Consider the following 22289-nt stretch of genomic DNA (forward strand, 5'->3'; position numbering starts at 1 on the left):
GCGTGTCCAGCAACCAGCCTCCGCCCAGCGAGCCCGAGCCGGCGTCGGCTACGCCGGTGCCCCCGCCGCCGCGCGGCAGGATTGCCGAAAGGCTGCTGCCAGGCGGAACCGAGCCTGACCCCCGCTTCACGCTCGCCAATGAACGGACCTTCCTCGCCTGGATCCGCACCGCACTGGCACTCCTGGCCGGCGGAATCGCCGTTGAGGCTTTCACTTCGGACCTGTTCCAGGCACCGGTCCGCAAGAGCCTGGCGGTACTGCTCCTGCTCCTCGGCATGCTGCTGAGCGCAGGCGCCGCAGTGAGATGGATCCGCGTCGAACAGAGCATGCGCAACAAAACTCCGCTCCCGCTGCCGCTCATCGTGCCGCTGCTGGCCGGCGCAGGGGCGCTGGCGGCCGCCGTCGTCCTCGTTTTTATCCTCTGGCGTTAGCGCAGTGGTCCGCACGCGACTCCCGGACCCTGCGCCGCACGGCGATCCCGGGCTCCAGCCTGAACGGACGACGCTGGCGTGGGGCCGCACCATGTTGGCGCTGGTGACCGTCAGCGCCATCTTCCTGCGCTGGCTGCCCCATCACGGCCTGCCCATCCTGCTGCTGTTCGCCGTGTCGTCCGCCGCGGCGGCGGCCATTTACTTCACCCAGCGCCGGCGCTACAGCGCCAGTTCGCGCGGGATTACCCGGGAGAATGTCGACGCCGATACCTCCGCGGTGCTCTGGACCGCCCTGGCAGGGGTGGCTCTCGGCGTGCTGGGGATCGCAGTGGTCCTGGCTGGCTGACGCCGCTCCGCGTCAGAACATTGGCAGCAGAAAGCCGGCGATGAGCGCCGCGGCACCGATCCCGGTGAGGACCCGGCCAAGCACGACGGCGGTCCTCGCCACTTCTTCGGGCGCTGCGGTCTGCCACTGGGTGGGGCGCTTGGGGTGGTAGTAGATCGGGAGGGTGTCGCCGACTGCCAGGTCCTTGATGTCATGGGGCGACATCGGTGCGTGATGGACCTGGAATTTGCGGTCGAACCAGCGGAACCCTGTCCCGCTCTCGTCCGCATAGACCACCGCCTCAGCCACTGACCACGGGTGCACAAACCGGCGGAGGATGCCCGAGTACAGGAGCAGCGCGAGCCCGGCAGGCAGGCACAGCCAGGTCAGCATCTCCAGGATGGGACCTGCCATTTCAAGCACAGTGGGCATGGAAATGATGCTACCGGTGGTTTGACTCCGAATAATCGCGGCTGTGAGCGGCGCAGTGAGCAGCCGTTCATATCGAAGTAACGTCGGGCCTGTTCCTTCCTCTGCAGCCCGGCTTTTCGCCTCCAGCGGGAGACTCCGTAACGAGCCCGAAACATGCCCGTCACGAGGTCTTCATGCAACGGCCCGGCACGTAACATCCACGCAACCTAAGGCGGCGGAGTCGGAAACACGGAGCCACAACTATTGACCAGGGGGATTGCGCGGGCCAGATGTCTCCGTGATCAGGATCGATGGAAAGGGACCCCGGTGGAAATCACTGCGCAACATGTCTGGCTGATGATCGCGGCGGCGATGGTGCTGCTGATGACTCCAGGGCTCGGCCTTTTCTACGGCGGCATGACCCGGGCCAAGGCGGCCCTGAACATGATTATGATGAGCTTTATCTCCGCCGGCATTGTCGGTGTTGTCTGGGTTCTGTGGGGTTACTCCATGACCACCGGCGAGGGAGTCCTGGGGATTTTCGGCAATCCCTTCGCCAATTTCGGCTTGCAGAACCTCATGGGTTCTCCGGATCTGATCAAAGCCGGCTTCAGCGCCACGTTCGCGATCATCACGGTGGCCCTGATCAGCGGCGCCATCGCGGATCGTGCCAAGTTCAGCGCCTGGGCCCTGTTTGTCCCGCTCTGGATCACCCTGGTCTACTGCCCCCTGGCCTACATGATCTGGGGCGGCGGGCTGATGAGCGCCGGCGGGGCCATGACTGCTGTCTTTGGCCAGGTCATCGATTTTGCCGGCGGCGCCGTGGTGGAAATCAGCTCAGGTACGGCAGCCCTGGTGCTTGCCCTGGTGGTGGGCCAGCGCCATGGTTTTGCCAAGGACCCCAGCCACCGCCCGCACAACGTCCCTTTCATCATGCTGGGCGCGGCCATCCTGTGGTTCGGCTGGTTCGGCTTCAACGGCGGCGCCGCCACCACCGCGGAGCAGGCTGGCCTGATCTGGATCAACACCCTGGTCACCCCGGCCGCGGCCATGCTCAGCTGGCTGATTACGGAGAAGGTCCGCCACGGCCACCCCACGTCGCTGGGCGCGGCCTCGGGTGTGGTTGCGGGCCTGGTGGCCATCACGCCCTCCTGCGCCAACATCAGCCCAGTGGCCGCCATCGGCCTGGGCCTGGTCGCTGGCGCAGCCTGCTGCATATTTGTTGACCTGAAGTACCGCTTCGGCCTGGACGACTCCCTGGACGTGGTGGGCGTCCACCTCGGCGCCGGCCTCATCGGCACGCTTGCACTGGGGTTTATCGCCCTCCCGGCGGACGGGCAGGGCGGCGGCCTCTTCTATGGCGGCGGCACTCAGCAGCTGGTGGCCCAGTCCGCGGCGGTGGTGGTCACCGTGCTTCTGTCCGGCATCGTGACCCTGATCCTGGGCCGGGCCATCCACCGGTTCATCGGCTTCCGCGTCAGCCACGAGGCGGAGATGGCGGGCGTGGACCTCGCCGAGCACGCCGAGACTGCCTACTCCTTCGGTGAGATGTTCGCGGGCCACTTCAACCCGCTGGGCCACCGGCCGCCGGTAGCTTCCGGCGCGCCGGCGGATACCGCCGTCGAAGGTTCCCCACGTTCCGCCGGCCGTGCCAAGGAGGACACCTTCGCCTAAGCTTCAGCCTTCATCGCACAACAGGTGGTACCAGGTGTCGGCCAGTATCTCGAGCGCATGTTCCCGGTTTGGTTCGAACTTACGCCGCGTCCAAAGCGTGGCGACGTAGTCGAGCGAGGTGAAGGCGAGGGTTCCCCTGATGTGGTGCGTCTCGTCCGAGAAGCGGCCGGCCAGCCGCATGCCCCGCACGAGATCGGAGATGACTTCTTCGTGCCATCCCTCGAGCATGGCCCGCACCTCGCGATCGACCAGCGGTTACCTCAAGGCCTCGCACCGCGAGCTCGACGAGCGCACTACCGAGGGCAATCCGTACCACCCGCACACGCGCTCCGTGCCGGTGGAACCGGGGAAGATCGAGGAGTACGTCCTGCGCCTCTACCCGTTTGCCAACACCTTCAAGCCCGGCCACCGCCTGGTGGTGGAACTGTCCAACGACGAGCCGCTGGCCGATGAGCACAATGCGCTGCTGCCGCCGGATGCGTTCCACCTGCCGGTGGGCCGTCCCGTCACCCACAAAATCTACCGTGACGCCGCCCACCACTCCCGGCTCGTCCTCCCGTTCACCAGGCGCTAGGCTCGCCGGACAAAAACGTGCGACGCCGGATCCTGGTCAGTCGGCCAGGATCCGGTAGAGCGCGCGGCGGGTTTCATCGAGCTTTTCCACCGCCGCATTGCGCTGTTCCTCGGTTGCGGCGCTCCGGAACTGATGGATGACGCCCATCAGCTTTCCCACACTCTGGTGAAATGCCGGCCCTGATCCCTCAGCCTCGGTATTCCACGCGTTCTCCAGTTCCTCCGCATGCTCGGCTACGTAGGCCTTTCCTGCATCCGTAAGGGTGAAGTCCGTCCGCCGTCCCTCGCTGAGCGGCGTGATGAGATCTTCGTCCACCAGTTGCTGGAGCGTTGGATATATGGACCCCGGGCTGGGCCGCCATGCCCCGGAGGTTTTCTCCGCAATGGTCTTGATCAGGCCATAACCGTTCGACGGCGCCTCTGCCAGGAGCGAGAGGATTGCCCACCGGACATCTCCCCTGCTGGCCCGCCGGGACCCTGGCCCAAAACCAGGGCCGAACCCTCCGCCCGGGCCGAAACCAGGCCCGAAACCAGGGCCGAATCCGCCGCGCGGGCCAAACCCCGGGCCAAACCCTCCCCCGCGGTGCCCGTGCGGCCCCCGGCGGCCCCGGCCGCGCTCAAACTTGCCCCGCCCGAACGGGGGCTCTAAAAATTTGTCATCGTGAATGCCTTTCATGGTGGCATCGTCCCTTCATGTGTTGTGGAGTAATCTTTCGGTGAATCGCTCACCGATAGTTAACGATATATCGGTAGCTATCGGCTGACAATACCCCTTCACCTCTCGATTTACTGAAGCATTGCGGCTTGGCATCACTTCATCCGGCCTATGGATGCAGCCGCCCCTGCGGCGTATCCTGATCACACGTCGCTAGCTGAGGGCTGATCAATGGCGAAGAAGAAACGCGAGCATCGTGTAGCCAGGACCCTGGGAAGGATCCTCGGGTTTTTCACCGCGAGCGCATTGTGCGGCGTCCTGGCCGCAAGCCTGGTGGTCCCGGCCATCGCGGCGGCGGGGTTCGGCGTCAGCAACTCAATCAGCTACTTCGAAAAGCTGCCCTCAGAACTGCTCGTTTTGCCGCCATCGCAGTCCACCAAAGTCCTCACCGCGGATGGCAAGCAGATCGCCACCTTCTACGTGGAGAACCGCATCAAGATCCCCCTGGACCAGATGTCCCCCTACGTAAGGGACGCCATTGTTGCTATCGAGGACAGCCGCTTCTATGAGCATCCGGGCATCGACCCGCAGGGGATCCTCCGGGCCGCGATCTTCAACATGACCCAGGAAGGCCAGCAGGGCGCGTCCACGCTGACCCAGCAATACGTCACCAACGTGGTCAACGAGTCCTTCCTGTCCCAGGACAGGCGCGATGAGGTGATCCTGAGCGGACAGAAAAGCATCGCAGACAAGCTCCGCGAGATGAAGCTGGCCATAGCGCTCGAGAAGAAGTTCACCAAGGACCAGATCCTTGAGGGCTACCTGAACATTGTGTTCTTCAACCGCGAGGCGTATGGCATCGAAGCGGCGGCGCGGCACTTCTTCAGCACCACGGCCCAGAAGCTCACCCTGCCGCAGGCGGCCCTGTTGGCCGGACTGGTCAACAGCCCCAGCTTCTACAACCCCTCGCTCAACCCGGACCAGGCCCTCAGCCGCCGGAACCAGGTGCTGGACAAGATGCTGGAGCAGGGCAAGATCCCGCAGGCGGACCACGACGCCGCCGTGGCCACACCCATCGAACTCAAGCTCAGCCCAGGAAAGCAGGGCTGTGCCAACGCCACCATGGCGCCGTACTTCTGCGACTACATTTCGCACCTGATCCTGAACAACCCGGCTTTCGGCACCAGCCTGGCGGAGCGGGAGCGCAAGCTCTACCGCGGCGGCCTGACCATCAAGACCACGCTGGACAGCCGGCTGCAGGCAGCCGCCCAGGCCCAGGTGGATGTTACGGCCAAGCCTAATCCTGACCGCTGGGGCGCTGCGCTGGTGTCGGTGCAGCCGGGCACCGGCAAGATCCTGGCGATGGCCCAGAACACGGTGTTCCTGCCCGCGAAGGGGAAATTTGATTCCCAGCTGAACTTCAACGTGGACGCCCGTGATCCGCAGGGTAACGATCTCAACGGAGCAGGCGGCTTCCAGCCCGGCTCCACTATGAAGCCCTTCACCTTCGCCGAGTGGCTGAATGAGGGCAAGTCCCTGACGGCCGTGGTGGACGCTTCGCGGCGTGTGTATCCCGTGGGCTTCCCGTGGCGCTCAAGCTGCGGCAAGGTGCTGGGCGCCTACAACTCGGCGCAGAAAAACCCTGAGCTGGGTGCCACCGATGACCTGCAAAACGCCGAGAACGGCTTCTACCGCCCCATGCCCATCAATTACGGGTTGTACAACTCCATCAACACGGCCACCTTCGCCACCGCTGCCCAGCTTGATTTCTGCGGCATCCAGAAGATGGTGGACGCGGTAGGCCTGCACAGCGGCCTGGACGGCGCCCCGATCAACATGCACCAGCTGGGTAATCTGCTGGGGGCCATCGGTGTTGCTCCGCTCCATATGGCCAACGCCTTCGCCACCTTCGCCAGCGACGGCAAATACTGCGTCCCCATCGCACTCCTGGAGATCACCGACGTGACGGGCGCCAAACTTCCGGCGCAGACCGTCGACTGCCGAAGGGCCGTAAAACCGGCAGTAGCCCGAGGCGTCAACTCAGTGCTGGAGGATGTGTTGGTAAAGGGCTCCGGCTTCTGGATCAACCCCAAGATCCACACCAAGATGCCGACTGCCGCCAAGACGGGCACCTCGAACAACAACGGCTCCACATGGGTGGTGGGCTACACCTCAGGACTGTCCACGGCGTCATTCTTCGGTGACGCACTGGAGGGCCAGAACCGCCCTGGCCAAAAGGTGACCATCAACGGCAAGTATTACGAGCGGCTCGATGGCTGGATGCTTGCCGGGCCGCAGTGGGTCAAGTACATGCTGAAGGCGGCACCGCTCTACGCCGCAAACCGGTTCCCGCCGCCGCCGGCCTCCATGACGGCCCCACCCAGGCAGTCGGCACCGCCGAAGGCTGCGCCCAAGCCTGCGCCTGCCCCGGCCCCAGCTCCCGCGCCAAAGCCACGTCCGGCTCCTGAACCCGCGCCGGATCCCGAACCGGAGCCTGAGCCTGAGCCAGAACCTGAGCCAGAACCCGATCCCGATCCTGAGCCAGATCCCGAGAACGCACGGGTCCTACCGCGAATGCCCGAGATTCCGGGCTTTCCGCCCCAGAACGGCTTCCCGGCTGGCAGAAACTGAAGTCCTGCGACGGCTCCTGCGACGGCGTGAGGCATCCGCCGCCGTCGGCCGCTTCCCTACGTAGCAACGCACCTACCTGGCAATTCACCTACGTCCCCCGGGCTGCCACCGGGTCCCTACCTACCCCCGGGCTCCTACGTGGTGCCGCGCCAGAGCCGCTGCCACCAGGAACGCTTCGGTTCCGGTTCGGGCGGCGCAGCCTGGGCGCGGGCGGCGCGGCGTTCATTCCAGCGGGCCACTTCGGCGTCGACATCCCGCGTTTTGGTGATGACCGGCGGACCGCCCTGGAGTTGCCGCCGGGCGTCGATCACCCGGGCGTTGAAGTTCGCCAGCATGTCCCGGACCTGCTTTTCGGTGAACAGGGCGTCGAGCCGGCCGTCCAGTTCGGCGTCTTCGGTGCGGAGGAGGATGGCTTTTGGACCCAGCCCGCTGATGTTCTCGCGCTGGATCAGCCCCTTGACCCACCAGTCAGGATCGTAAGGCTCCCCCAGACCCGGGATGGGTTTGCCCGCGTATTTGAGGTTGTCGAACTTGCCCTGCGCCATGGCGTCCCGGATCAGGTACTCCACCCGCCGGGCATCGTCCACCTTCTTGCGCTTCTCCCGCTCCTTCGCCTCGGCCGCCTCAAGCTCGGCTTCCTCTTCGGCACTGATGCCCGCGCCGCGGTAGGAACGCAGCTCAGCGGCCCGCTCCAGCCGACGCCTAAAGTACCCCGCCCCGCCGCTCATAAGACGGCCGCTCCTTCCGTACCGACGACAACGGCGCCGGTGGCCGTCGAATCCGGGTTCAGCATCCAGCCCATCCTCTTGGCACGGCTGAGGATCACGGCGCTTTCCACGAGCTCAATCTGCGGAATACGTTGCTGGAGGGCCAGCTCGGCGGTCATCACATCCGAGAGCGACTTGAGCCACATGAGGATCACAAAATTTGTCCTCCCGCTGGTGGATGCGTTCAGCCGGACTGTCCGCAGGCTGCGGAGTTCCGCCGCAGCAGCCTCGTGCTGGCCGGGCGGCACGTTGGCGAACCACTGGCAGCTCACCGGATAGCCGGAGAGGTTCTGCGCAATGTCGCACCGGAAGGTCAGCAGCCCGCTGGAAATCACCCTGTTCAGCTGCCGCTGGACGGTCGCCGGGCTCCGGCCCAGGCTCCGGGCGATGTCCGCGGCGCTCGCCCGTCCATCACGGGCCAGGAACGGAATGAGGTCCAGATGGCTGGGCGGCAGCGGGGCGCCGGACCGCAGCCCGGCCGGGGCCACATCCTGTCCCACAAGGGCCTGGAGGGCATTTTGCTTCGCAGGATCCAGGGCGTTGAGCCGCCACACATGGCCGGCGGAGTGCAGGCGGGTCCCCAGCGACGTGCGGTACTTCAGCAGTCCCCGGATCTCCTTGAACCGCGGAAGCACGTGGTCCGTGAACTGCTCCAGGGTGGGCGAAATGACTGTCAGCATGAGGTCCCTGTTACTCGCGGCTTCCTCCACAGTGACCACGTCCGGGATGGCGGCCAGCTCGGCGGTGACCTCGGCCCGCAACCGCATTTCGCAGTCCACATCCACCAGCGCCAAACACATCTGTTTGGGGTCGCCGATCAGGTGTGCGGTGGTCCAGGCCGCCCCCGCAGCCTTCAGCCTGTCCCAGCGCGCGGCCAGCGTGGTGGCGTGTACCCCCAGCACCTCCGCCGCATCCGACCAGCTGATGCGCGGTGCCACCTGCAGGACGTTGATGAGGGCGAGGTCCTCTTCGCTGAGCATCACTTCGCATCACCTTTCCGTTGCGGTGAATGATTTCTGTATTTCCCAGCATACTTTTGATTTTTTCCAGTAAGTTCGGCGGCTGTGAACCAGGTCACCCCACAATGGACAGCAGATCATCAACGGCGCATTTCCAGAAGGAGAGCAGATGTCAATCACCACCGACGCCAAGGAGCTGCAGGCAGAGCTTGTCCAGCTTCGTCGTGAGCTGCACCAGGAACCCGAGACCGGCCTCCAGCTGCCCCGGACCCAGGAAAAGGTCCTCAAGGCGCTCGACGGCCTGCCGTTCGAAATCACCCTGGGCAAGAGCACGACGTCGGTCACCGCGGTCCTGCGCGGCAACGCACCTTACGCATCGGCGGCGAAGCCGGCGGTCCTCCTCCGTGCCGACATGGACGGCCTCCCTGTGCAGGAACGGACGGGGGTGGAGTTCTCGTCAAAGATTGACGGCGCCATGCATGCCTGTGGCCACGACCTCCACACCGCCATGCTGGCTGGGGCAGCCACCCTCCTGGCCGAGCGCAGGGACCAGCTGGCCGGTGACGTGGTGCTGATGTTCCAGCCGGGAGAAGAAGGCTGGGACGGCGCATCCCACATGATCGCTGAGGGCGTGCTGGACGCGGCCGGCCGCCGGGCTGATGCCGCCTACGGAATGCACGTCTTCTCGGCCTTGGAGCCCCACGGCCGGTTCGCCACCAAGTCGGGGGTGATGCTCAGCGCGTCGGACGCACTCACCGTTACTGTCCTTGGCGCAGGTGGCCACGGCTCTGCCCCGCATATTGCCAAGGACCCGGTGACGGCGGCCGCCGAAATGGTGACCGCCCTGCAGGTCATGATCACCCGCCAGTTCAACGTGTTCGATCCGGTTGTCCTGACGGTGGGCGTCCTCCAGGCCGGCACCAAGCGCAACATCATTCCGGAATCAGCCAGCATCGAAGCGACCATCCGGACTTTCTCGGAGTCCGCCCGGGAACGGATGATGACCGCCGTCCCCACACTGCTGAAAGGCATCGCCTCTGCCCACGGGCTGGAGGTGGACGTAGACTACCGCCACGAATATCCCGCCACCGTCAATGATGGCGACGAAACACATACCGCCGAGAAGACCATCGAGAACCTCTTTGGAAGCTCGCGCCTCTCCCGCTGGGCCACCCCGCTCAGTGGCTCCGAGGACTTTTCCAGGGTGCTCGCGGAAGTACCCGGGACGTTTGTAGGCCTCAGCGCCGTCGCCCCCGGCGCCGACCACACGGCTGCTGCCTTCAACCACTCCCCATACGCCGCCTTTGACGACGCCGTACTCTCCGACGGAACTGCGCTCTATGCAGAGCTGGCCGTCTCCCGCATCGCCGCCCTGGCCTCGGCCCACTAGAACCCCCGGAGCACAAAATGACCACCACTGCAGGCGTCCCAGCCGACGTCCAGGTTCACAAGTCCCACGCGCGGACGCTCATCGGCACCGGCATCGGCAACGCCGTTGAATGGTACGACTGGGCCATTTACGCCACGTTCTCCCCCTTCATTGCGAGCGCCCTGTTCAGCAAGGCGGACCCGACGTCGGCCTTCCTGGCCACCCTGGCGATCTTCGCCGTGGGCTTCGTGGCCCGCCCGTTCGGCGGCTTTGTGTTCGGCTGGATTGGTGACCGGATCGGCCGCAAAACCTCGATGACCTTTGCAGTGGGGCTCGCCGCACTCGGCAGCCTGCTGATCGGCATCGCGCCCACCTTCGAAGTAGTGGGAGCCTTTGCCTCGGTCCTGCTGCTGATAGCCCGGCTCATCCAGGGCCTGGCCCACGGCGGGGAACTGCCGTCGTCGCAGACCTACCTCTCCGAAATGGCACCCAAGGAAAAGCGCGGCTTCTGGGCAACGCTCATTTACACCTCCGGCACCGTGGGCATCCTGGCCGGCACCATGCTCGGCGCCATCCTGTCCAACGTCCTGAGCACGGCCGACATGAACGCCTGGGGCTGGCGGATCCCGTTCCTCATCGGCGGCGCCCTGGGCCTGTATGCCCTGCTGATGCGGGCGCGCATGAAGGAGACGGCGGCGTTCGAGGCAGAATCACCCAAAGAGAAGCACGAGCCCATGTGGCCGCAGATCTACCGGCACCGCAAGCAGGCCCTGCAGGTCATCGGCCTGACCGTCGGCCTGACGGTTTCCTACTACATCTGGGGCGTCGTGACCCCCAGCTACGCGTCCTCGGTCCTGAAGATGGACCGCGGCGAAGCCCTTTGGGCCAGCGTGATCGCCAACGTCCTGTTCATCGCCGCGCTGCCGTTCTGGGGCAGGCTCTCGGACCGGATCGGCCGCAAGCCCGTCATGATCATGAGCGCCGCGGGCGCCGCCCTGTTCCATTTCCCCATGACGTGGCTGCTCAAGGACTCCCCCTGGCAACTCGCGGTCACCATGTCCGTGATGCTGTTCTTCATCGCCGGCAGCGCCGCGATCGTCCCGGCCGTTTACGCTGAACTGTTCCCCACCAAGATCCGCACCGTCGGAGTGGGCGTCCCCTACTCCATCTGCGTGGCCCTCTTCGGCGGCACCGCACCGTACCTGCAGGCCTGGCTCGGTTCCATCGGGCAGCCCAACCTGTTCAACGTCTATGCGGTGATCCTGCTGGCCATCAGCATTGTGTTCGTCTTCACCATCCCCGAGACGAAGGGCAAGGACCTGACCCACTGATCCACGCCGGGGCCGCCTCTTCAACGGCGAGCGGACCCCGCACACACGAAAGACGCCGACGGCGGGAGGCCCGCCGTCGGCGTCTCTTGTGTGTAAGCGCGACGTTCGCGCGAGGAGCGTGTGCGCGGGCGGATGTGTGCGCGGGCGGGGCGTCAGCCCAGGTGCACCGGCTGGTTCGATTCAGTGCCGCTGAACGTCTTTTTCGTGATGGTGATGAGCAGCAGGGCCAGTGGGGTGATCAGGATGGACACGCCTGCTGCCCACAGGAACACCGCCGAGTAGCCTGTGGAGAGCGCGGCCACCTGGTTGCCGGCGGCGGCCGCTGCGGTTGACGCGGCCGCGATGGTGCTGAACAGGGCGATGCCGAGGGAGCCGCCGATCTGCTGCGAGGCGTTGACCAGGGCACTGGCCACGCCGGCGTCGTCCTCGTCCACGCCGAACAGCGCAAGGTTCTGCATGGGCACAAACACCATGCCCAAACCGATGCCCATCAGAACCAGGGCCGGCAGCATGTTCACAAGGTAGGTGCCCTCAGCGCTGACCTGGGTCAGCCAGAGCATTGCGGCAGCCATAAAGACCGGCCCGACGGCGGTGGGAATCTTCGCGCCGAGCTTCGGCAGGTTCTTGGCCACCATGGCCGCGGTGAGGATCAGCACCACAGTCATGGGCAGGGAGGCGAGCCCGGCCGCGAACGGCGCGAAGCCCAGCACAATCTGGATGTAGTAGTTGATGAACAGGATGCCGCCGATGAGCACCGCACCGGAGAGGAAGGACGCCAGGAAAGCGGCGCCGCGGTTGCGCTCGGTTGCTACGCGCAGCGGCAGCAGCGGATGCCTGACCTTCTTTTCGACAGCCACGAACAGCACCATCAGCACCACGCCGGCGAGGATGAAGCCCCAGGCTTCGGGCGTGTCCCAGCCATGTTCGGCGTTGGTGAAGCCGTAAACCAGGGAGGCCAGGCCGAGCGCGGCCAGCACGACGCCGGGCCAGTCGTATTTGGCGGGGCCTTCGGCTTTGCTTTCGCGGACCATCTTCAGCACACCGAACATGGCGATAAGGGCGATGGGCACATTAACAAAGAAGCACCAGCGCCAGGACACGTAGTCCGTGAGGAAGCCGCCCAGGAGCACGCCGGCCGCGGCACCAACACCGCTGATGGAGCCGAAGATCGCGAATGCCGTGCCGCGGTCCTTGCCACCGGGGAAGGAGACCGTCAGCAGCGCCAGGGCCGCCGGGGCCAGGAGCGCCGCGAAGAGGCCCTGCAGGGCGCGGGCACCGATGAGCTCCCAGGATTCCTGCGCGATACCGCCGATCAGGGACGCTACGGCGAAGCCGGCAGACGCCACCATGAACGTTCGTTTGCGTCCCCAGAAGTCAGCGATGCGGCCGCCGAGCAGCAGGAACGCACCGAACACCAGGGCGTAGGCGGTGACCACCCATGACCGAGTGGAGTCGCTGATCCCCATTTCAACCTGCAGCCGGGGCAGGGCCAGGTTCACGATGGTGCCGTCGAGCACCACCATAAACTGCGCCAGTGCGAGGAAGACCAACGCCCCCCACCGGATTTTCCCGCCTGTTTTCGGTTCAGTGTCCGCACTTGCCAGCTGAGTTGCCACGGCTGCTTCCATCCCTTTGAAGTAGTAATACTTATACAAGTATAACTACTTGAGGACGGTGCTCAGCGACGGCGGGCAGCCTACTCGGGTTCGGCCAGGATTGACGCCAAGCGCTCCAACGCCGGGAGACTGGCGGCTATCTGCGCCCGCTCCGCCGGCAGCAGCCTGGAACTTGCGGAGGCCAGGGCTTCCGCCCAGGCCTCTTCCAGCACGTTTCTGATGCGCAGCGCTTCGGGTGTGGGGTGCAGCACCACATACCTCTTGTCAGCTGCGTCGCGGGTGCGGGTGACCAGCCCCAGCGCCACCAGTTCCCTCAGCTGCGCACTCACGTTGCTGAGCTGGCGGCCCAGCCGCGCGGCCACTTCGGCCACCGTGATTCCGGGGTGCCGCTCAATGACGCGAACAATGTCCAGCAGCCCGCTGGACAGGGGAAGCACGCCGGTTCCTTCGTGCGATTTGCGCCGCACCTCGAAGGAAACATCAAGGATCGCGACGGCCAAATCCCGGTGCGCTTCAGGGCGGGTCTGCTGCTCAAGGGGGTCAACACTAGCCATCCCCCAAGCATAGGGGCGGTTCGAGGGGGCTATTCAGCCAGCAGGAAGCACCAGTTGTCCACCATCAGATCCAGCGACGTTTCGCGGTCAACCGTCCAGCCGAGCCGCATCCACCGGCGTGAGAAGAACTCCAGTTCCCCGAAGGCGAGGGTGCAGCGGACGCGCCGGCTGGATGCTTCGAAGCGGTCCGCAGCGTCCAGGCCGGCCTGCATGTTGTCGATAGCGGCATCGAACCACCGGTCCAGGGCGGACTGGACCTCCGGTTCGCTGGCGGCCGCCTGGTGCGCAGCCGTGACGTAGGGCCTGATTTCCACCCACTGGTCAAACTTGCGCGTCAGCCACCGCCGGATCCCGGTCCTGTCCCCGGACTCCACCACTGACTTGAGCGACGGCACGTCCGCCTCCGTCAGAAGCTCGTTGGACCGCAGCACCAGGGCCTGCATGAGCTGCCCCTTGGACGGGAAGTGGGCGTAGAACGTGGCCCGGGTGGTGCCAACAGCCACAGCGATGTCGTCAACCGTGGTTGCCGCGTACCCCTTCTCTTCGAAGAGCTCCAGCCCCTTTTCCAGCAGCAGCCTACGGGTCATCTGCTTTTGCGCTTCCCGGATAGTTGCCACCACCCCAGATTAGCGTCCAGCCAGGAGCTCCCGGGGAAGGCACTGCCTGCACCGGTAGACGCGCTCCGTTGAACCCGGCTTCACAAGTAACAGTCCGCGCTCCCACAGGGTAAGTCTTGTGGGAGCGCGCCCTACTTAACCACCGCACCCTACTTCGAGGACTCAGATGAACGCCCAAGCTGCCAGCCAAGACCCCCGGCCCCTCACTTTCTTCTGCGCTTTTGCGCTCAAGCAGGCCGTGGAGGATGTCATCCTCCCCGCCTACCGCAAAGCAGGCGGGGAGCCGGTCGAGGCCGTCTTCGAGCCAACGTTCCGGCTATTGACGCGGATCGAGTCCGGCGCCCGGCCGGACGTGATGGCAGGGATCACCGGCGCATTGGCGGAGCTGCTAACGGCGGACATCGTGACAGAACCCAAGCCTGTAGCCCGGACCGGCGTGGGCGTGGCGGTCCCGCTGGATGCGCCGGTTCCGGACATCAGCAGCGTGGAGGCGTTCATCACCGCAGTGACCAATGCCCGCTCGGTGGCCTACTCCCGGAGCGGGCCCAGCGGCATCTACTTCGCCGGCCTGCTCGAACGACTGGGCATTGCGGAGCTGGTCACGGCCAGGGCCACCGTGATTGATTCCGGGCCGACGGCCGTGGCGTTGCTGGATGGACGCGCGGACCTCGCCATCCACCAGCTGAGCGAACTGATCCTCGTTCCGGAGGCCACCATCGTGGGCCCTCTTCCGGCGGCCATCCAGGAGTACACGGACTTCTCGACGGCGTTGGGCACCTCGGTGTCCCGGCCTGCGGGCGCCGCAGACCTGCGCGACTTCCTGCATGGCTCCGAAGCCAAGGCGGCCTACGCGGCCAACGGGCTGGAGGCTAACTGAGCGCGCTCAGCCCGACGGCGGCGTGAACTGGCTGGCGGTGAAGACGGCTCCCTGGGGGTCTCGGATCAGGGCATCGCGTGTCCATTCGGTGTCATCCTGGCTGAGGACCTGGGCGCCGAGTCGCTTTGCGTCAGCCACCGTCTGGTCCCTGTCGGCCACCGTGAAGGCGACATGCCAGTGCGGAGGTTCGCCGGGGGCGGCAGGCGCGAGCCAGGCGATCGCATCCTCGAATCCAACCGGCGTTGCGATGTCCGCCTGCCGCACCCTGATGCCCGGATCCACCGTCGCCTCAAGATGGTCGCCATAACCGGGCCTGCGGACCATCGTCCCGTAATCCATGTCCTCGAACTGCCAGCCGAAGGCCTCCGAATAGAAAGCAACGGCCGCGCTGTGGTCAGATGTGTGGAGGTCGCTGAAATTCCACGACCCGGGCTCGTTGACTGCCTGGGCACCCAACCTTCGCCTGGCCTGCCAGATGCGGAATTCGGCCCCCTCCGGGTCGATGAGCACCGCGCCGCGGCCGCCTTCTCCCGCGTCCGCTGGCGCTGATTTCAGCGTGGCGCCGGCAGCCACCAGTCCATGCGCTGCGGCATCGGCGTCATCCACGGCAACGTAGGTGTTCCACGATGCGGCGCCCTCGCCCGTGCCGGCTATCCCACCGACGTCCCTGCCGTCCAGCTTGGCTATCAGGTAACGTCCCGGTGCGCCGGGCGGCATGACGTCCTCGAACGTCCAGCCAAAGAGTCCGCCGTAAAATTTGGCGGCCGCCTCGACATCCGGCTGCTCCGTGTCGACCCAAGAGGGGACGCCCTGTGGGTAGGTTCGTTGAGTCATGGCTCGCTCCCGTCCATGGAGAAAGCCTACCCAGCGGTGATCCGGCTGGGCACCCCCGTTGATGTTTGACGGGTGCCCAGCAAGACTGTCAGGCCCGGCTGTGCTCGGCGAGGACGGCATCGATCTGGCCCGCGGCCTCCTTCATGCCTTCCTCCATGCCCATCTTGACCATCTCTTCCATCTGCTCTTCGGAATCGAAGGTGGACATGATGGTCATGCGGGTGCGGCCGCCGATGTCCTCAAGGTCAACAGCGGCATGGGCACTGCCCATGGCATCCACGGGCGCTCCCGTTTCGTCAGCGAAGCCGTCATCAAATTCAAGCTTGCGCGGCGCCTCGATAGTTCTGAATTTCCACCAGCCTCGGGGCTTCTCGCCTTCGGGGGTGGTCATGTAATAGTCGGCCTTCCCGCCGGGCTGGAAGTCGAACCGGTCAAACGTGGCCGGATAGTTGGGCGGACCCCACCAGCGCTCGAGCTGCCGCGGGTCTTCCCAGATCTGCCACACGCGTTCGACGGCGGCGTCGAACTCGGCGACGAGGGTCAAGCTGAGTGCCTCGAGATTCTTCGTGGAACTGATAACAGGCATTGCCGTACCTTCCTTATCCTTCAGCCAGAATGTCCGCGATCCGATCGGCCCGCTGCCGCCAGATCGCCTCGTACTCATCGAGCAGCGAGCGGGCCTTCTGCAAGCCTTCGTGGTTGCCCCGCACGATCTGCTCCCTTCCGCGCTTCTCCTTGGTGACCAGGGAAGCGCGCTCCAGCACCGCCACGTGCTTCTGGACGGCGGCGAAACTCATGGCGTACAGCGCAGCAAGGCCGGAGACGGAGTACTCCGCCACCGTCACGCGCCGGACGATGTCCCGACGGGTGGCGTCCGCAAGCGCCTGAAAGAGGCGGTCAACTTCCGCATCACTGAGCTGATCTACAACCATTTGGTTGTACGATACTCCCGGGGCCTCGGGCGCGTCAAGGGGTTGCGGGGACGCCAGTAAGCTGATCCCGGAACCACAATCCTGGAGGTCCAATGACTGTCATTCCGTTGCTGCCCTGCGCATCGATCGATGACATGCTGACGTTCTACACGGCCCTGGGCTTCACCCGGACCTACCGGCAGACGAAGCCCAACCCCTACCTCGCGATGCGCCGGGACGACGTCCACCTGCACTTCTTCGGCATGCCCGGCTTCGAGCCTGCCGACTCCTACGGCAGCTGCATCATCCAGGTGCCCGATACCGCGGTCCTGCACCGGGCCTTCGCCGACGGGCTCCGGGACCTCTACGGCAAAGTGCCGCTGGCCGGCATCCCCCGCATGACGCGCCCCCGGCCCCGCAAGAACGCCGAGGGGCTGACGGGATTCACCGTGGTGGACCCCGGCGGAAACTGGCTGCGCATTTCCCGGAACCGTCGGATGCAGCTGCCGACGCCCCGGCCGATGGCCCAAGTGCCGCCGGGACGCAGCCCGCGGCACCGGACCCGGCCGGGAAACTGGCCCCGGCACTGGCCGCCGTTGCTGAGTTGCGCCGGGACGCCGGGTGGGCGGGCCCTCCGCAGCCCTGACAACCAGCCCACTGATCCAACCCTCACGACCACTCAGCAACATGCTCCACGGGTAAGCTGGAGGAACCACCCAGCACCGCCAGCCCGAGTCCGTCCACGGAGGCCAGCATGAGCCAGCGCTCAAAAACAGAATCCGCCATCCGGCCAGGCACAGCCACTGAGCCGGCGGGCACGTCGCTGCGGCTCATCCCGGCAACCCTGCTGTCGGCGTCGGGCTTTGTCCTCTTTGCCTTGGAAGACCGCCTGATCGGATTCACCCTGCTGGCCGCCGCCCTGGTGGTGGCCGGATTCATCAGCCGCCGGCTGCTTGTGGACCTCGCCCTGATAGGCGTGGGGCTGACGGCCATGAGCGCCGTCCCCATCACCACGGACATCAGCACCGGGCACATGCTGGTCATGGGCACGGCAATGATCCTGGCCGTCGGCATTCCATACGCGGTCTCCAGGTACGCCACCAAGGACCATGCCATCAGCTTCCCCCTCAGGAGCGGCCAACCGTGGACCACTGCCGAGAAGTGGTACCTGCTGGCCGTGCCGGCGCTGGGATATGCCGTCCTCCCGGTCTACATGGTCAGTACGGGCGTGTACCGGAACTGGCCGGCAGTCAGCGATCCGGAAGGCATCGGCCGGCTGTTCCTGGGCACCAACGCACTGGGGATCTGGGACGAGCTGTTCTTCATCTGCACCGCCTTCACGCTCCTGCGCCGGCACCTCCCGGATTGGCAGGCCAACCTGTTGCAGGCCGTTCTTTTTACGTCGTTCCTCTGGGAGTTGGGCTTCCACGCCTGGGCGCCCTTCTTCATCTTCCCGTTCGCGCTGCTCCAGGCGAAGCTTTTCACCATCACCCGCTCGCTGACGTACATCGTGGCCGTCCACCTGCTCTTTGACTTCGTACTGTTCCTGGTCCTGGTGCATGCCCACAACCGTGCGTGGATCGACATCTTCCTCTACTAAGCCCTGTTGAGTCGCCTCCCCCGGCACGCCAGGGGGCGGCGTAACTAGCCCACGACACGGACGTGTAATCGATCACACTTTCGCCGTTTCAGTTGTCAAAGCCCAGGCTCACCATGAACCATGAACTAAGGGCCACGTGCCCCGCACACCTAAATCAGCAATCTTCACCGACGAGGATGCGGCCTCATCAAGGATGACCGGGCCGTCAACTGCTAGAGCGAAAGTACTGACAATGACGTTTGATTCCAGCCACTCTGTAACGCTTAAAATCTGGGACCGCACCGCGGTCGACCACACCCTCGATGCCGCAGCACAGGACCTCTCCGCCAAGGCAAACACCACCAAGTGCCGCATCGCGGTCCACGCCAGCGGCCCCAACACCTTTACGCTGACCGTCCGCGGCGACGACCGCCACCTCGTCACCGTCTAACAGTTCCACGCATAAAACTCAAAGCGGACGACGCCGGGACCTCCCGGCGTCGTCCGCTTCGTTTTATCGGGGCCACGGCTCGGAAGGCGGTTGACACTCACGGCGGCTTGCTGTTGACTTTTACACATGCTGAAATAACAGTTCCACGATGCGATATGAAATAGCCGCATAGCCTACACCGTGGATGCCAGCATCGAAATATTAGGATCTGTTATGCACCTTGAACAGTTCAACGCCGCCGGCCGCGCGGAGGCCCTGGATTTCCTCCGCCCCTGCCTGGACATCCAACGCTGGATCGACGAGCTCGCCGACGCGCGGCCCTATGCCAGTCCCGAAGCACTCCTGGCGGCCGGCCGCAACGCTGCCAACCCTTTCACCCCTGCCGAAATTGACGCAGCTCTCGCCCACCATCCGCGGATCGGCGAGCGGGCCCGGGGTGACAGCGCCGAAGCCAAACTGTCCCAGTCCGAACAGGCCGGGCTGGGCGTGGCCGATGCCGCCGTCGCCCAAGCGCTGGCAGAAGGCAACAGGACTTACGAGGAGAAGTTCGGGCAGGTCTTCCTGATCCGCGCCGCGGGCCGCAGCCGCGAGGAGATCCTGGCCGCCCTCAACACCAGGCTCGCCCACACGCCCGAACAAGAACAATCAATCATTGACCAGCAGTTGCGGGAAATCGCAGTACTCCGACTCGAAGGGTTGCTCAGCAAATGACCACCTCCCATGTCACCACGCACGTGCTCGATACCGGCTCCGGCAAACCGGCGGCGGATGTCCCGGTAACCCTCAACATGCTCGACGGCGAGCATTGGGTCCGGCTCGCCGAAGGCGTTACCGACGAGGACGGGCGGATCAAAGAACTTGGACCGGACCGCCTGGCCACCGGGACGTACCGCCTGGCCTTCGACACGGGCAAGTACTTCGCCGCCAGTGGCACCGAAACCTTCTTCCCGGAAGTGACCCTCACGTTCGGCGTGGTGGAGTCGGAGGCCCACTATCACGTGCCGCTCCTCTTGAGCCCGTTTGCCTACTCCACCTACCGGGGCAGCTGAGCCGCCTTTCAGCCCGGCCAACTGCACCTCTCGATGAGCGATTCAGCGGCACTGCCGCTGAATCGCCGTTTTGTCCCGCAAAGCAAGGAACCCTGCCCCTCTCGGGGGGCAGGGTTCCTCGCTGTTGGCCGACGACCGGCCGGGGATGCGGCAGCTACTTCCCGCGTCCGGTGTCGGAAGACGCGTCAGGCGCGGCAGCAGCGTGGGTGGGCCGCCTCATGTGGAACTCGGGGATTTCTTCCGGGTTCGGGCCGCCGCGGAACTTGGGGGACGGCTCCTGGCCGCCGCTGATCCGCTCAAGCTCCTGGTCTTCGAAGTCGTCCTCCACGCCGAGCATGATGGCTGAGTCGTGGTTGGTGATTTCGCCGCGGAATGCCCGGACCATCACGCTGCGGTCGAACTGGCGTTCCCACTTGGAGACGACGAACGTGGCCACGCAGTTGCCCAGCAGGTTGACCACCACGCGCATCGAGTCCATCAGCCGGTCTGCGCCGAGGAGCAGGGCCACGCCGGCCACCGGGAAGATGCCGAGGGCGGCAGCGGTCGCGGACAGGGCCAGGAAGGACGATCCGGGAACGCCCGCCATGCCCTTGGATGTCAGCAGCAGCACGCCGAGCGCAGCCAGCTGCTGGCCAAGGTCCAGGTTGTGGCCAAAGGCCTGCGCCAGGAAGAGCAGCGAGATCGAAAGGTAGATCGCGGCGCCGTCGAGGTTGAAGGAGTAGCCGGTGGGAACCACCAGGCCGGTGGTGGCGCGGGAGCAGCCGGCGTTGGTCAGTTTGGTCATGATGCGTGGCATCACGGCCTCGGTGGAGGCGGTGCCGAGTGCCAGCAGGAATTCCTCACGGGTGTACTTCAGGAAGTGCCAGAGGGGAACCCGGGCGAAGCCCCAGGCCACGAGGAACAGCAGCCCGATGAAGACGATGGCCGCGCCGTAGCAGGCGGCGATGAGCAGCGCATAGGTGCTGAGGGTATCGAGTCCGTACTGGCCGATGATGAACGCCATGGCACCGAAGGCACCGATGGGCGCCACTTTCATGATCCAGGACATGATCTTGAAGATGAGCTCCAGCACGGTCTCCATCAGGCTGATGACGGGCATGCAGCGCTCGCGTCCGATGACCACGATGGCCGCGCCGAAGAAGACCGAGAAGAACAGGACCTGCAGCAGGCTGTTGTTCGCGAACGCGCCGATGACGCTGGTGGGGATGACGTCCAGGATGAAGGCCGCTGCGTCCTTGGGCACGGCATGGCCGGTCTTGGCGTCCAGGGCTTCCTGGGACAGTGTGCTGGGGTCGATGTTCAGCCCTGCGCCGGGCTGCACCAGGTTGCCTACGATCAGGCCGAAGACCAGCGCGAAGAGCGTGGCCGCGGTGAAGTAGAGAAGGGCTTTGACGCCGACCCTTCCGACCGCCTTGACGTCGCCCACGGCCGAGATGCCGGTGACGATCACCAGGAAAATCAGCGGCGCGATGATCATTTTGATGAGCTGGATGAAGCCATCACCGAGCGGCCTCAGCTGCGAGCCGAGGTTCGGCCAGAAATGTCCGATAAGAACACCTGCCACGACGGCGATCAGAATTTGGATGAAGAGCGACCTATACAGGGGCTTCTTCTTCGACGGCGCCGAACTCGCCTTCAGCGCCGCGGAATCTGGGATCTTCATTGATCTGTACCTATCAATCGGGAACAGCCCCGGAGATCGGGGTCTGTTTCCAACGTAACCCCGGTCACACTATTCCGCAAGAGGAAAATCAAATTCCGCAATGTGAAAACTTCTGTGCTTGCATGCAGACACGCAAAATGGCCGCGGCGCAGACGGCCGCCCGCGGGTGAACCCCTCGGGCGGATGTCCGCAGCGCAGCGGAAGGGTAGGTGTGCCGGCGCTAGCCGCGGCCGATGAACGGCATTCCGGCAGCGGTGATTACCACGGAGCCCACACTGGCCGACGCCGGCATGCCGGCCATCAGGAGCACGGCCCGAGCGGCGTCCTCCACGGGGAACATCGGCTCGACTTTTCGCGAGCCGTCGGCCTGGAGCGCGCCCGAGCCGACGCCGATGGTATCCATAATGTCGGTGGCGGTATTGCCGATATCTATCTGACCGCAGGTGATTCCGAAGGCCCTGCCATCGAGTTCAATACTCTTGGTCAGGCCCGTCATGGCATGCTTGGTGACCGAATAGGCCACCGTCCGCGGCCGCGGAGAGTGGGCCGAGATGGACCCGTTATTGATGATCCGACCACCCCGGGGCTCTTGGGATTTCATGGCCCGCACGGCCGCGGCGGCGCACAGCATGGAGCCGGTCAGGTTCACGGCCAGGACGGACTCCCAATCGGCTACGGCAATTTCGTCCACCGATGCCGCCGGGCCGAACACGCCCGCATTGTTGAACAGGACATCGACCCTCCCCCACCGCCGAATGACGGCGGCGAAAAGGCGCTCGACGTCGTCCGGCCGGGTGACGTCGCAGGGCATCACCAGAGCCTCGGGATGACCGTCCGCCGCGCCAAGGAGCTGGGCCTCCCGCCGGCCGGCCAGCGCCACGCGGTAGCCGTTGGCCAGCATCTGCCGGACCACCGCCCTGCCGATGCCCGATCCGGCTCCGGTGACGACGGCGACCCGGGGGCCTGCGGGCGGGCGGGAGTTGGTCATGAGATGCCTTTCAGGACGGGTGCG

26 protein-coding genes are annotated in these 22289 nt (G+C 65.3%); 13 read left to right on the forward strand and 13 right to left on the reverse strand.

Features of this window, described 5'->3' with window-relative positions:
• The first annotated feature begins 2 nt into the window (after nt 1-2).
• Both J2808_RS09370 and J2808_RS09375 read left to right on the forward strand, forming a co-directional pair.
• The gene (locus J2808_RS09370) at nt 3-431 is read left to right on the forward strand and encodes a YidH family protein (RefSeq protein ID WP_397428022.1); all 429 of its coding nucleotides are present in this window, start codon (nt 3-5) and stop codon (nt 429-431) included.
• Nucleotides 432-435: 4 nt separating this feature from the next.
• The gene (locus tag J2808_RS09375; RefSeq protein WP_309815051.1) at nt 436-777 is read left to right on the forward strand and encodes a DUF202 domain-containing protein; all 342 of its coding nucleotides are present in this window, start codon (nt 436-438) and stop codon (nt 775-777) included.
• Between the two features lie 12 nt (nt 778-789).
• On the opposite strand, the gene J2808_RS09380 is transcribed toward J2808_RS09375, so the two are convergent.
• On the reverse strand, nt 790-1188 hold the full coding sequence (locus tag J2808_RS09380; RefSeq protein WP_309815053.1) for a DUF3592 domain-containing protein: 399 nt from the start codon (nt 1186-1188) through the stop codon (nt 790-792).
• 306 nt (nt 1189-1494) lie between these two features.
• Between J2808_RS09380 and J2808_RS09385 the strand changes: the two genes are divergently transcribed.
• Nucleotides 1495-2841, forward strand: a complete 1347-nt coding sequence (locus J2808_RS09385; protein WP_309815056.1) for an ammonium transporter — start codon at nt 1495-1497, stop codon at nt 2839-2841.
• Between the two features lie 3 nt (nt 2842-2844).
• Here J2808_RS09385 and J2808_RS09390 read toward each other — a convergent pair whose 3' ends face one another.
• Nucleotides 2845-3069: a hypothetical protein gene (locus J2808_RS09390; RefSeq protein WP_309815059.1), complete on the reverse strand. Its 225-nt coding sequence runs from the start codon at nt 3067-3069 to the stop codon at nt 2845-2847.
• Between J2808_RS09390 and J2808_RS09395 the strand changes: the two genes are divergently transcribed.
• Nucleotides 3068-3415, forward strand: a complete 348-nt coding sequence (locus J2808_RS09395) for a CocE/NonD family hydrolase C-terminal non-catalytic domain-containing protein (RefSeq protein ID WP_309815062.1) — start codon at nt 3068-3070, stop codon at nt 3413-3415. The genes J2808_RS09390 and J2808_RS09395 overlap by 2 nt on opposite strands.
• A 36-nt stretch (nt 3416-3451) precedes the next feature.
• Here the strand turns inward: J2808_RS09395 and J2808_RS09400 are convergent, their stop codons facing one another.
• Nucleotides 3452-4090 carry a PadR family transcriptional regulator gene (locus J2808_RS09400; protein ID WP_309815065.1) on the reverse strand — a complete coding sequence of 213 codons (639 nt, stop codon included), beginning with the start codon at nt 4088-4090 and terminating at the stop codon, nt 3452-3454.
• A gap of 210 nt (nt 4091-4300) precedes the next feature.
• Between J2808_RS09400 and J2808_RS09405 the strand changes: the two genes are divergently transcribed.
• Complete coding sequence (locus tag J2808_RS09405) at nt 4301-6700, forward strand: transglycosylase domain-containing protein (RefSeq protein ID WP_309815068.1); 2400 nt, start codon at nt 4301-4303, stop codon at nt 6698-6700.
• A 134-nt stretch (nt 6701-6834) separates the two neighbouring features.
• Here the strand turns inward: J2808_RS09405 and J2808_RS09410 are convergent, their stop codons facing one another.
• On the reverse strand, nt 6835-7428 hold the full coding sequence (locus J2808_RS09410; RefSeq protein WP_309815071.1) for a DnaJ family domain-containing protein: 594 nt from the start codon (nt 7426-7428) through the stop codon (nt 6835-6837).
• Complete coding sequence (locus J2808_RS09415; RefSeq protein ID WP_309815576.1) at nt 7425-8447, reverse strand: Lrp/AsnC family transcriptional regulator; 1023 nt, start codon at nt 8445-8447, stop codon at nt 7425-7427. The genes J2808_RS09410 and J2808_RS09415 overlap by 4 nt, the downstream gene beginning before the upstream one ends.
• 148 nt (nt 8448-8595) lie before the next feature.
• Between J2808_RS09415 and J2808_RS09420 the strand changes: the two genes are divergently transcribed.
• Together J2808_RS09420 and J2808_RS09425 are read left to right on the forward strand one after the other, a co-directional pair.
• Complete coding sequence (locus J2808_RS09420; RefSeq protein ID WP_309815074.1) at nt 8596-9816, forward strand: M20 metallopeptidase family protein; 1221 nt, start codon at nt 8596-8598, stop codon at nt 9814-9816.
• Nucleotides 9817-9833: 17 nt separating this feature from the next.
• Nucleotides 9834-11126 carry an MFS transporter gene (locus J2808_RS09425; RefSeq protein ID WP_309815077.1) on the forward strand — a complete coding sequence of 431 codons (1293 nt, stop codon included), beginning with the start codon at nt 9834-9836 and terminating at the stop codon, nt 11124-11126.
• Nucleotides 11127-11278: 152 nt separating this feature from the next.
• Here J2808_RS09425 and J2808_RS09430 read toward each other — a convergent pair whose 3' ends face one another.
• From J2808_RS09430 to J2808_RS09440, 3 genes are all read right to left on the reverse strand, one after another.
• Nucleotides 11279-12742, reverse strand: coding sequence for an MFS transporter (locus J2808_RS09430; protein WP_309815078.1), 1464 nt, complete (start codon nt 12740-12742; stop codon nt 11279-11281).
• An 80-nt stretch (nt 12743-12822) separates the two neighbouring features.
• Nucleotides 12823-13296: a MarR family winged helix-turn-helix transcriptional regulator gene (locus J2808_RS09435; RefSeq protein ID WP_309815080.1), complete on the reverse strand. Its 474-nt coding sequence runs from the start codon at nt 13294-13296 to the stop codon at nt 12823-12825.
• Nucleotides 13297-13325: 29 nt separating this feature from the next.
• Nucleotides 13326-13913 carry a TetR/AcrR family transcriptional regulator gene (locus J2808_RS09440; protein WP_309815082.1) on the reverse strand — a complete coding sequence of 196 codons (588 nt, stop codon included), beginning with the start codon at nt 13911-13913 and terminating at the stop codon, nt 13326-13328.
• Between the two features lie 166 nt (nt 13914-14079).
• Here J2808_RS09440 and J2808_RS09445 point away from each other — a divergent pair, with 166 nt between their 5' ends.
• Nucleotides 14080-14790 carry a molybdate ABC transporter substrate-binding protein gene (locus J2808_RS09445; protein ID WP_309815083.1) on the forward strand — a complete coding sequence of 237 codons (711 nt, stop codon included), beginning with the start codon at nt 14080-14082 and terminating at the stop codon, nt 14788-14790.
• A gap of 6 nt (nt 14791-14796) precedes the next feature.
• Here the strand turns inward: J2808_RS09445 and J2808_RS09450 are convergent, their stop codons facing one another.
• The 3 genes from J2808_RS09450 to J2808_RS09460 all read right to left on the reverse strand — a co-directional run bounded on the left by J2808_RS09450 (nt 14797) and on the right by J2808_RS09460 (nt 16556).
• Nucleotides 14797-15624: a VOC family protein gene (locus tag J2808_RS09450; RefSeq protein ID WP_309815086.1), complete on the reverse strand. Its 828-nt coding sequence runs from the start codon at nt 15622-15624 to the stop codon at nt 14797-14799.
• An 88-nt stretch (nt 15625-15712) separates the two neighbouring features.
• Nucleotides 15713-16210 carry an SRPBCC family protein gene (locus J2808_RS09455; protein WP_309815091.1) on the reverse strand — a complete coding sequence of 166 codons (498 nt, stop codon included), beginning with the start codon at nt 16208-16210 and terminating at the stop codon, nt 15713-15715.
• Nucleotides 16211-16223: 13 nt separating this feature from the next.
• Complete coding sequence (locus J2808_RS09460; RefSeq protein ID WP_309815094.1) at nt 16224-16556, reverse strand: ArsR/SmtB family transcription factor; 333 nt, start codon at nt 16554-16556, stop codon at nt 16224-16226.
• Nucleotides 16557-16648: 92 nt separating this feature from the next.
• Between J2808_RS09460 and J2808_RS09465 the strand changes: the two genes are divergently transcribed.
• The 5 genes from J2808_RS09465 to uraH all read left to right on the forward strand — a co-directional run bounded on the left by J2808_RS09465 (nt 16649) and on the right by uraH (nt 19614).
• Nucleotides 16649-17293 carry a bleomycin resistance protein gene (locus J2808_RS09465; RefSeq protein WP_309815097.1) on the forward strand — a complete coding sequence of 215 codons (645 nt, stop codon included), beginning with the start codon at nt 16649-16651 and terminating at the stop codon, nt 17291-17293.
• Nucleotides 17290-18135 (forward strand): CPBP family glutamic-type intramembrane protease, encoded by an 846-nt coding sequence (locus J2808_RS09470; RefSeq protein ID WP_309815100.1) that lies wholly within the window; start codon nt 17290-17292, stop codon nt 18133-18135. The genes J2808_RS09465 and J2808_RS09470 overlap by 4 nt, the downstream gene beginning before the upstream one ends.
• A gap of 232 nt (nt 18136-18367) precedes the next feature.
• Nucleotides 18368-18565 (forward strand): hypothetical protein, encoded by a 198-nt coding sequence (locus J2808_RS09475; protein WP_309815103.1) that lies wholly within the window; start codon nt 18368-18370, stop codon nt 18563-18565.
• A 213-nt stretch (nt 18566-18778) separates the two neighbouring features.
• Entirely contained in the window at nt 18779-19276 is a 498-nt protein-coding gene (gene uraD / locus J2808_RS09480) for a 2-oxo-4-hydroxy-4-carboxy-5-ureidoimidazoline decarboxylase (RefSeq protein WP_309815106.1), read from the forward strand.
• Nucleotides 19273-19614: a hydroxyisourate hydrolase gene (uraH, locus tag J2808_RS09485; protein ID WP_309815109.1), complete on the forward strand. Its 342-nt coding sequence runs from the start codon at nt 19273-19275 to the stop codon at nt 19612-19614. Before uraD ends, uraH begins: the two co-directional genes overlap by 4 nt.
• Before the next feature lie 154 nt (nt 19615-19768).
• On the opposite strand, the gene J2808_RS09490 is transcribed toward uraH, so the two are convergent.
• Nucleotides 19769-21277 (reverse strand): cation:dicarboxylate symporter family transporter, encoded by a 1509-nt coding sequence (locus J2808_RS09490; protein WP_309815114.1) that lies wholly within the window; start codon nt 21275-21277, stop codon nt 19769-19771.
• A gap of 220 nt (nt 21278-21497) precedes the next feature.
• Entirely contained in the window at nt 21498-22265 is a 768-nt protein-coding gene (locus tag J2808_RS09495) for an SDR family oxidoreductase (protein WP_309815117.1), read from the reverse strand.
• Nucleotides 22266-22289: the final 24 nt, after the last annotated feature.

The organism is Pseudarthrobacter sulfonivorans (assembly GCF_031454915.1).
Classification (GTDB): domain Bacteria; phylum Actinomycetota; class Actinomycetes; order Actinomycetales; family Micrococcaceae; genus Arthrobacter; species Arthrobacter sulfonivorans_C.

Bases quoted from the DNA above. Each gene is read 5' to 3' on its own strand.
- J2808_RS09380 (WP_309815053.1), bottom strand. From the start codon at position 1,188: ATGCCCACTGTGCTTGAAATGGCAGGTCCCATCCTGGAGATGCTGACC.
- J2808_RS09395 (WP_309815062.1), top strand. From the start codon at position 3,068: ATGGCCCGCACCTCGCGATCGACCAGCGGTTACCTCAAGGCCTCGCAC.
- J2808_RS09390 (WP_309815059.1), bottom strand. From the start codon at position 3,069: ATGCTCGAGGGATGGCACGAAGAAGTCATCTCCGATCTCGTGCGGGGC.
- J2808_RS09400 (WP_309815065.1), bottom strand. From the start codon at position 4,090: ATGAAAGGCATTCACGATGACAAATTTTTAGAGCCCCCGTTCGGGCGG.
- J2808_RS09405 (WP_309815068.1), top strand. From the start codon at position 4,301: ATGGCGAAGAAGAAACGCGAGCATCGTGTAGCCAGGACCCTGGGAAGG.
- J2808_RS09410 (WP_309815071.1), bottom strand. From the start codon at position 7,428: ATGAGCGGCGGGGCGGGGTACTTTAGGCGTCGGCTGGAGCGGGCCGCT.
- J2808_RS09415 (WP_309815576.1), bottom strand. From the start codon at position 8,447: ATGCTCAGCGAAGAGGACCTCGCCCTCATCAACGTCCTGCAGGTGGCA.
- J2808_RS09420 (WP_309815074.1), top strand. From the start codon at position 8,596: ATGTCAATCACCACCGACGCCAAGGAGCTGCAGGCAGAGCTTGTCCAG.
- J2808_RS09425 (WP_309815077.1), top strand. From the start codon at position 9,834: ATGACCACCACTGCAGGCGTCCCAGCCGACGTCCAGGTTCACAAGTCC.
- J2808_RS09435 (WP_309815080.1), bottom strand. From the start codon at position 13,296: ATGGCTAGTGTTGACCCCCTTGAGCAGCAGACCCGCCCTGAAGCGCAC.
- J2808_RS09445 (WP_309815083.1), top strand. From the start codon at position 14,080: ATGAACGCCCAAGCTGCCAGCCAAGACCCCCGGCCCCTCACTTTCTTC.
- J2808_RS09450 (WP_309815086.1), bottom strand. From the start codon at position 15,624: ATGACTCAACGAACCTACCCACAGGGCGTCCCCTCTTGGGTCGACACG.
- J2808_RS09455 (WP_309815091.1), bottom strand. From the start codon at position 16,210: ATGCCTGTTATCAGTTCCACGAAGAATCTCGAGGCACTCAGCTTGACC.
- J2808_RS09460 (WP_309815094.1), bottom strand. From the start codon at position 16,556: ATGGTTGTAGATCAGCTCAGTGATGCGGAAGTTGACCGCCTCTTTCAG.
- J2808_RS09465 (WP_309815097.1), top strand. From the start codon at position 16,649: ATGACTGTCATTCCGTTGCTGCCCTGCGCATCGATCGATGACATGCTG.
- J2808_RS09470 (WP_309815100.1), top strand. From the start codon at position 17,290: ATGAGCCAGCGCTCAAAAACAGAATCCGCCATCCGGCCAGGCACAGCC.
- J2808_RS09475 (WP_309815103.1), top strand. From the start codon at position 18,368: ATGACGTTTGATTCCAGCCACTCTGTAACGCTTAAAATCTGGGACCGC.
- uraD (WP_309815106.1), top strand. From the start codon at position 18,779: ATGCACCTTGAACAGTTCAACGCCGCCGGCCGCGCGGAGGCCCTGGAT.
- uraH (WP_309815109.1), top strand. From the start codon at position 19,273: ATGACCACCTCCCATGTCACCACGCACGTGCTCGATACCGGCTCCGGC.
- J2808_RS09490 (WP_309815114.1), bottom strand. From the start codon at position 21,277: ATGAAGATCCCAGATTCCGCGGCGCTGAAGGCGAGTTCGGCGCCGTCG.
- J2808_RS09495 (WP_309815117.1), bottom strand. From the start codon at position 22,265: ATGACCAACTCCCGCCCGCCCGCAGGCCCCCGGGTCGCCGTCGTCACC.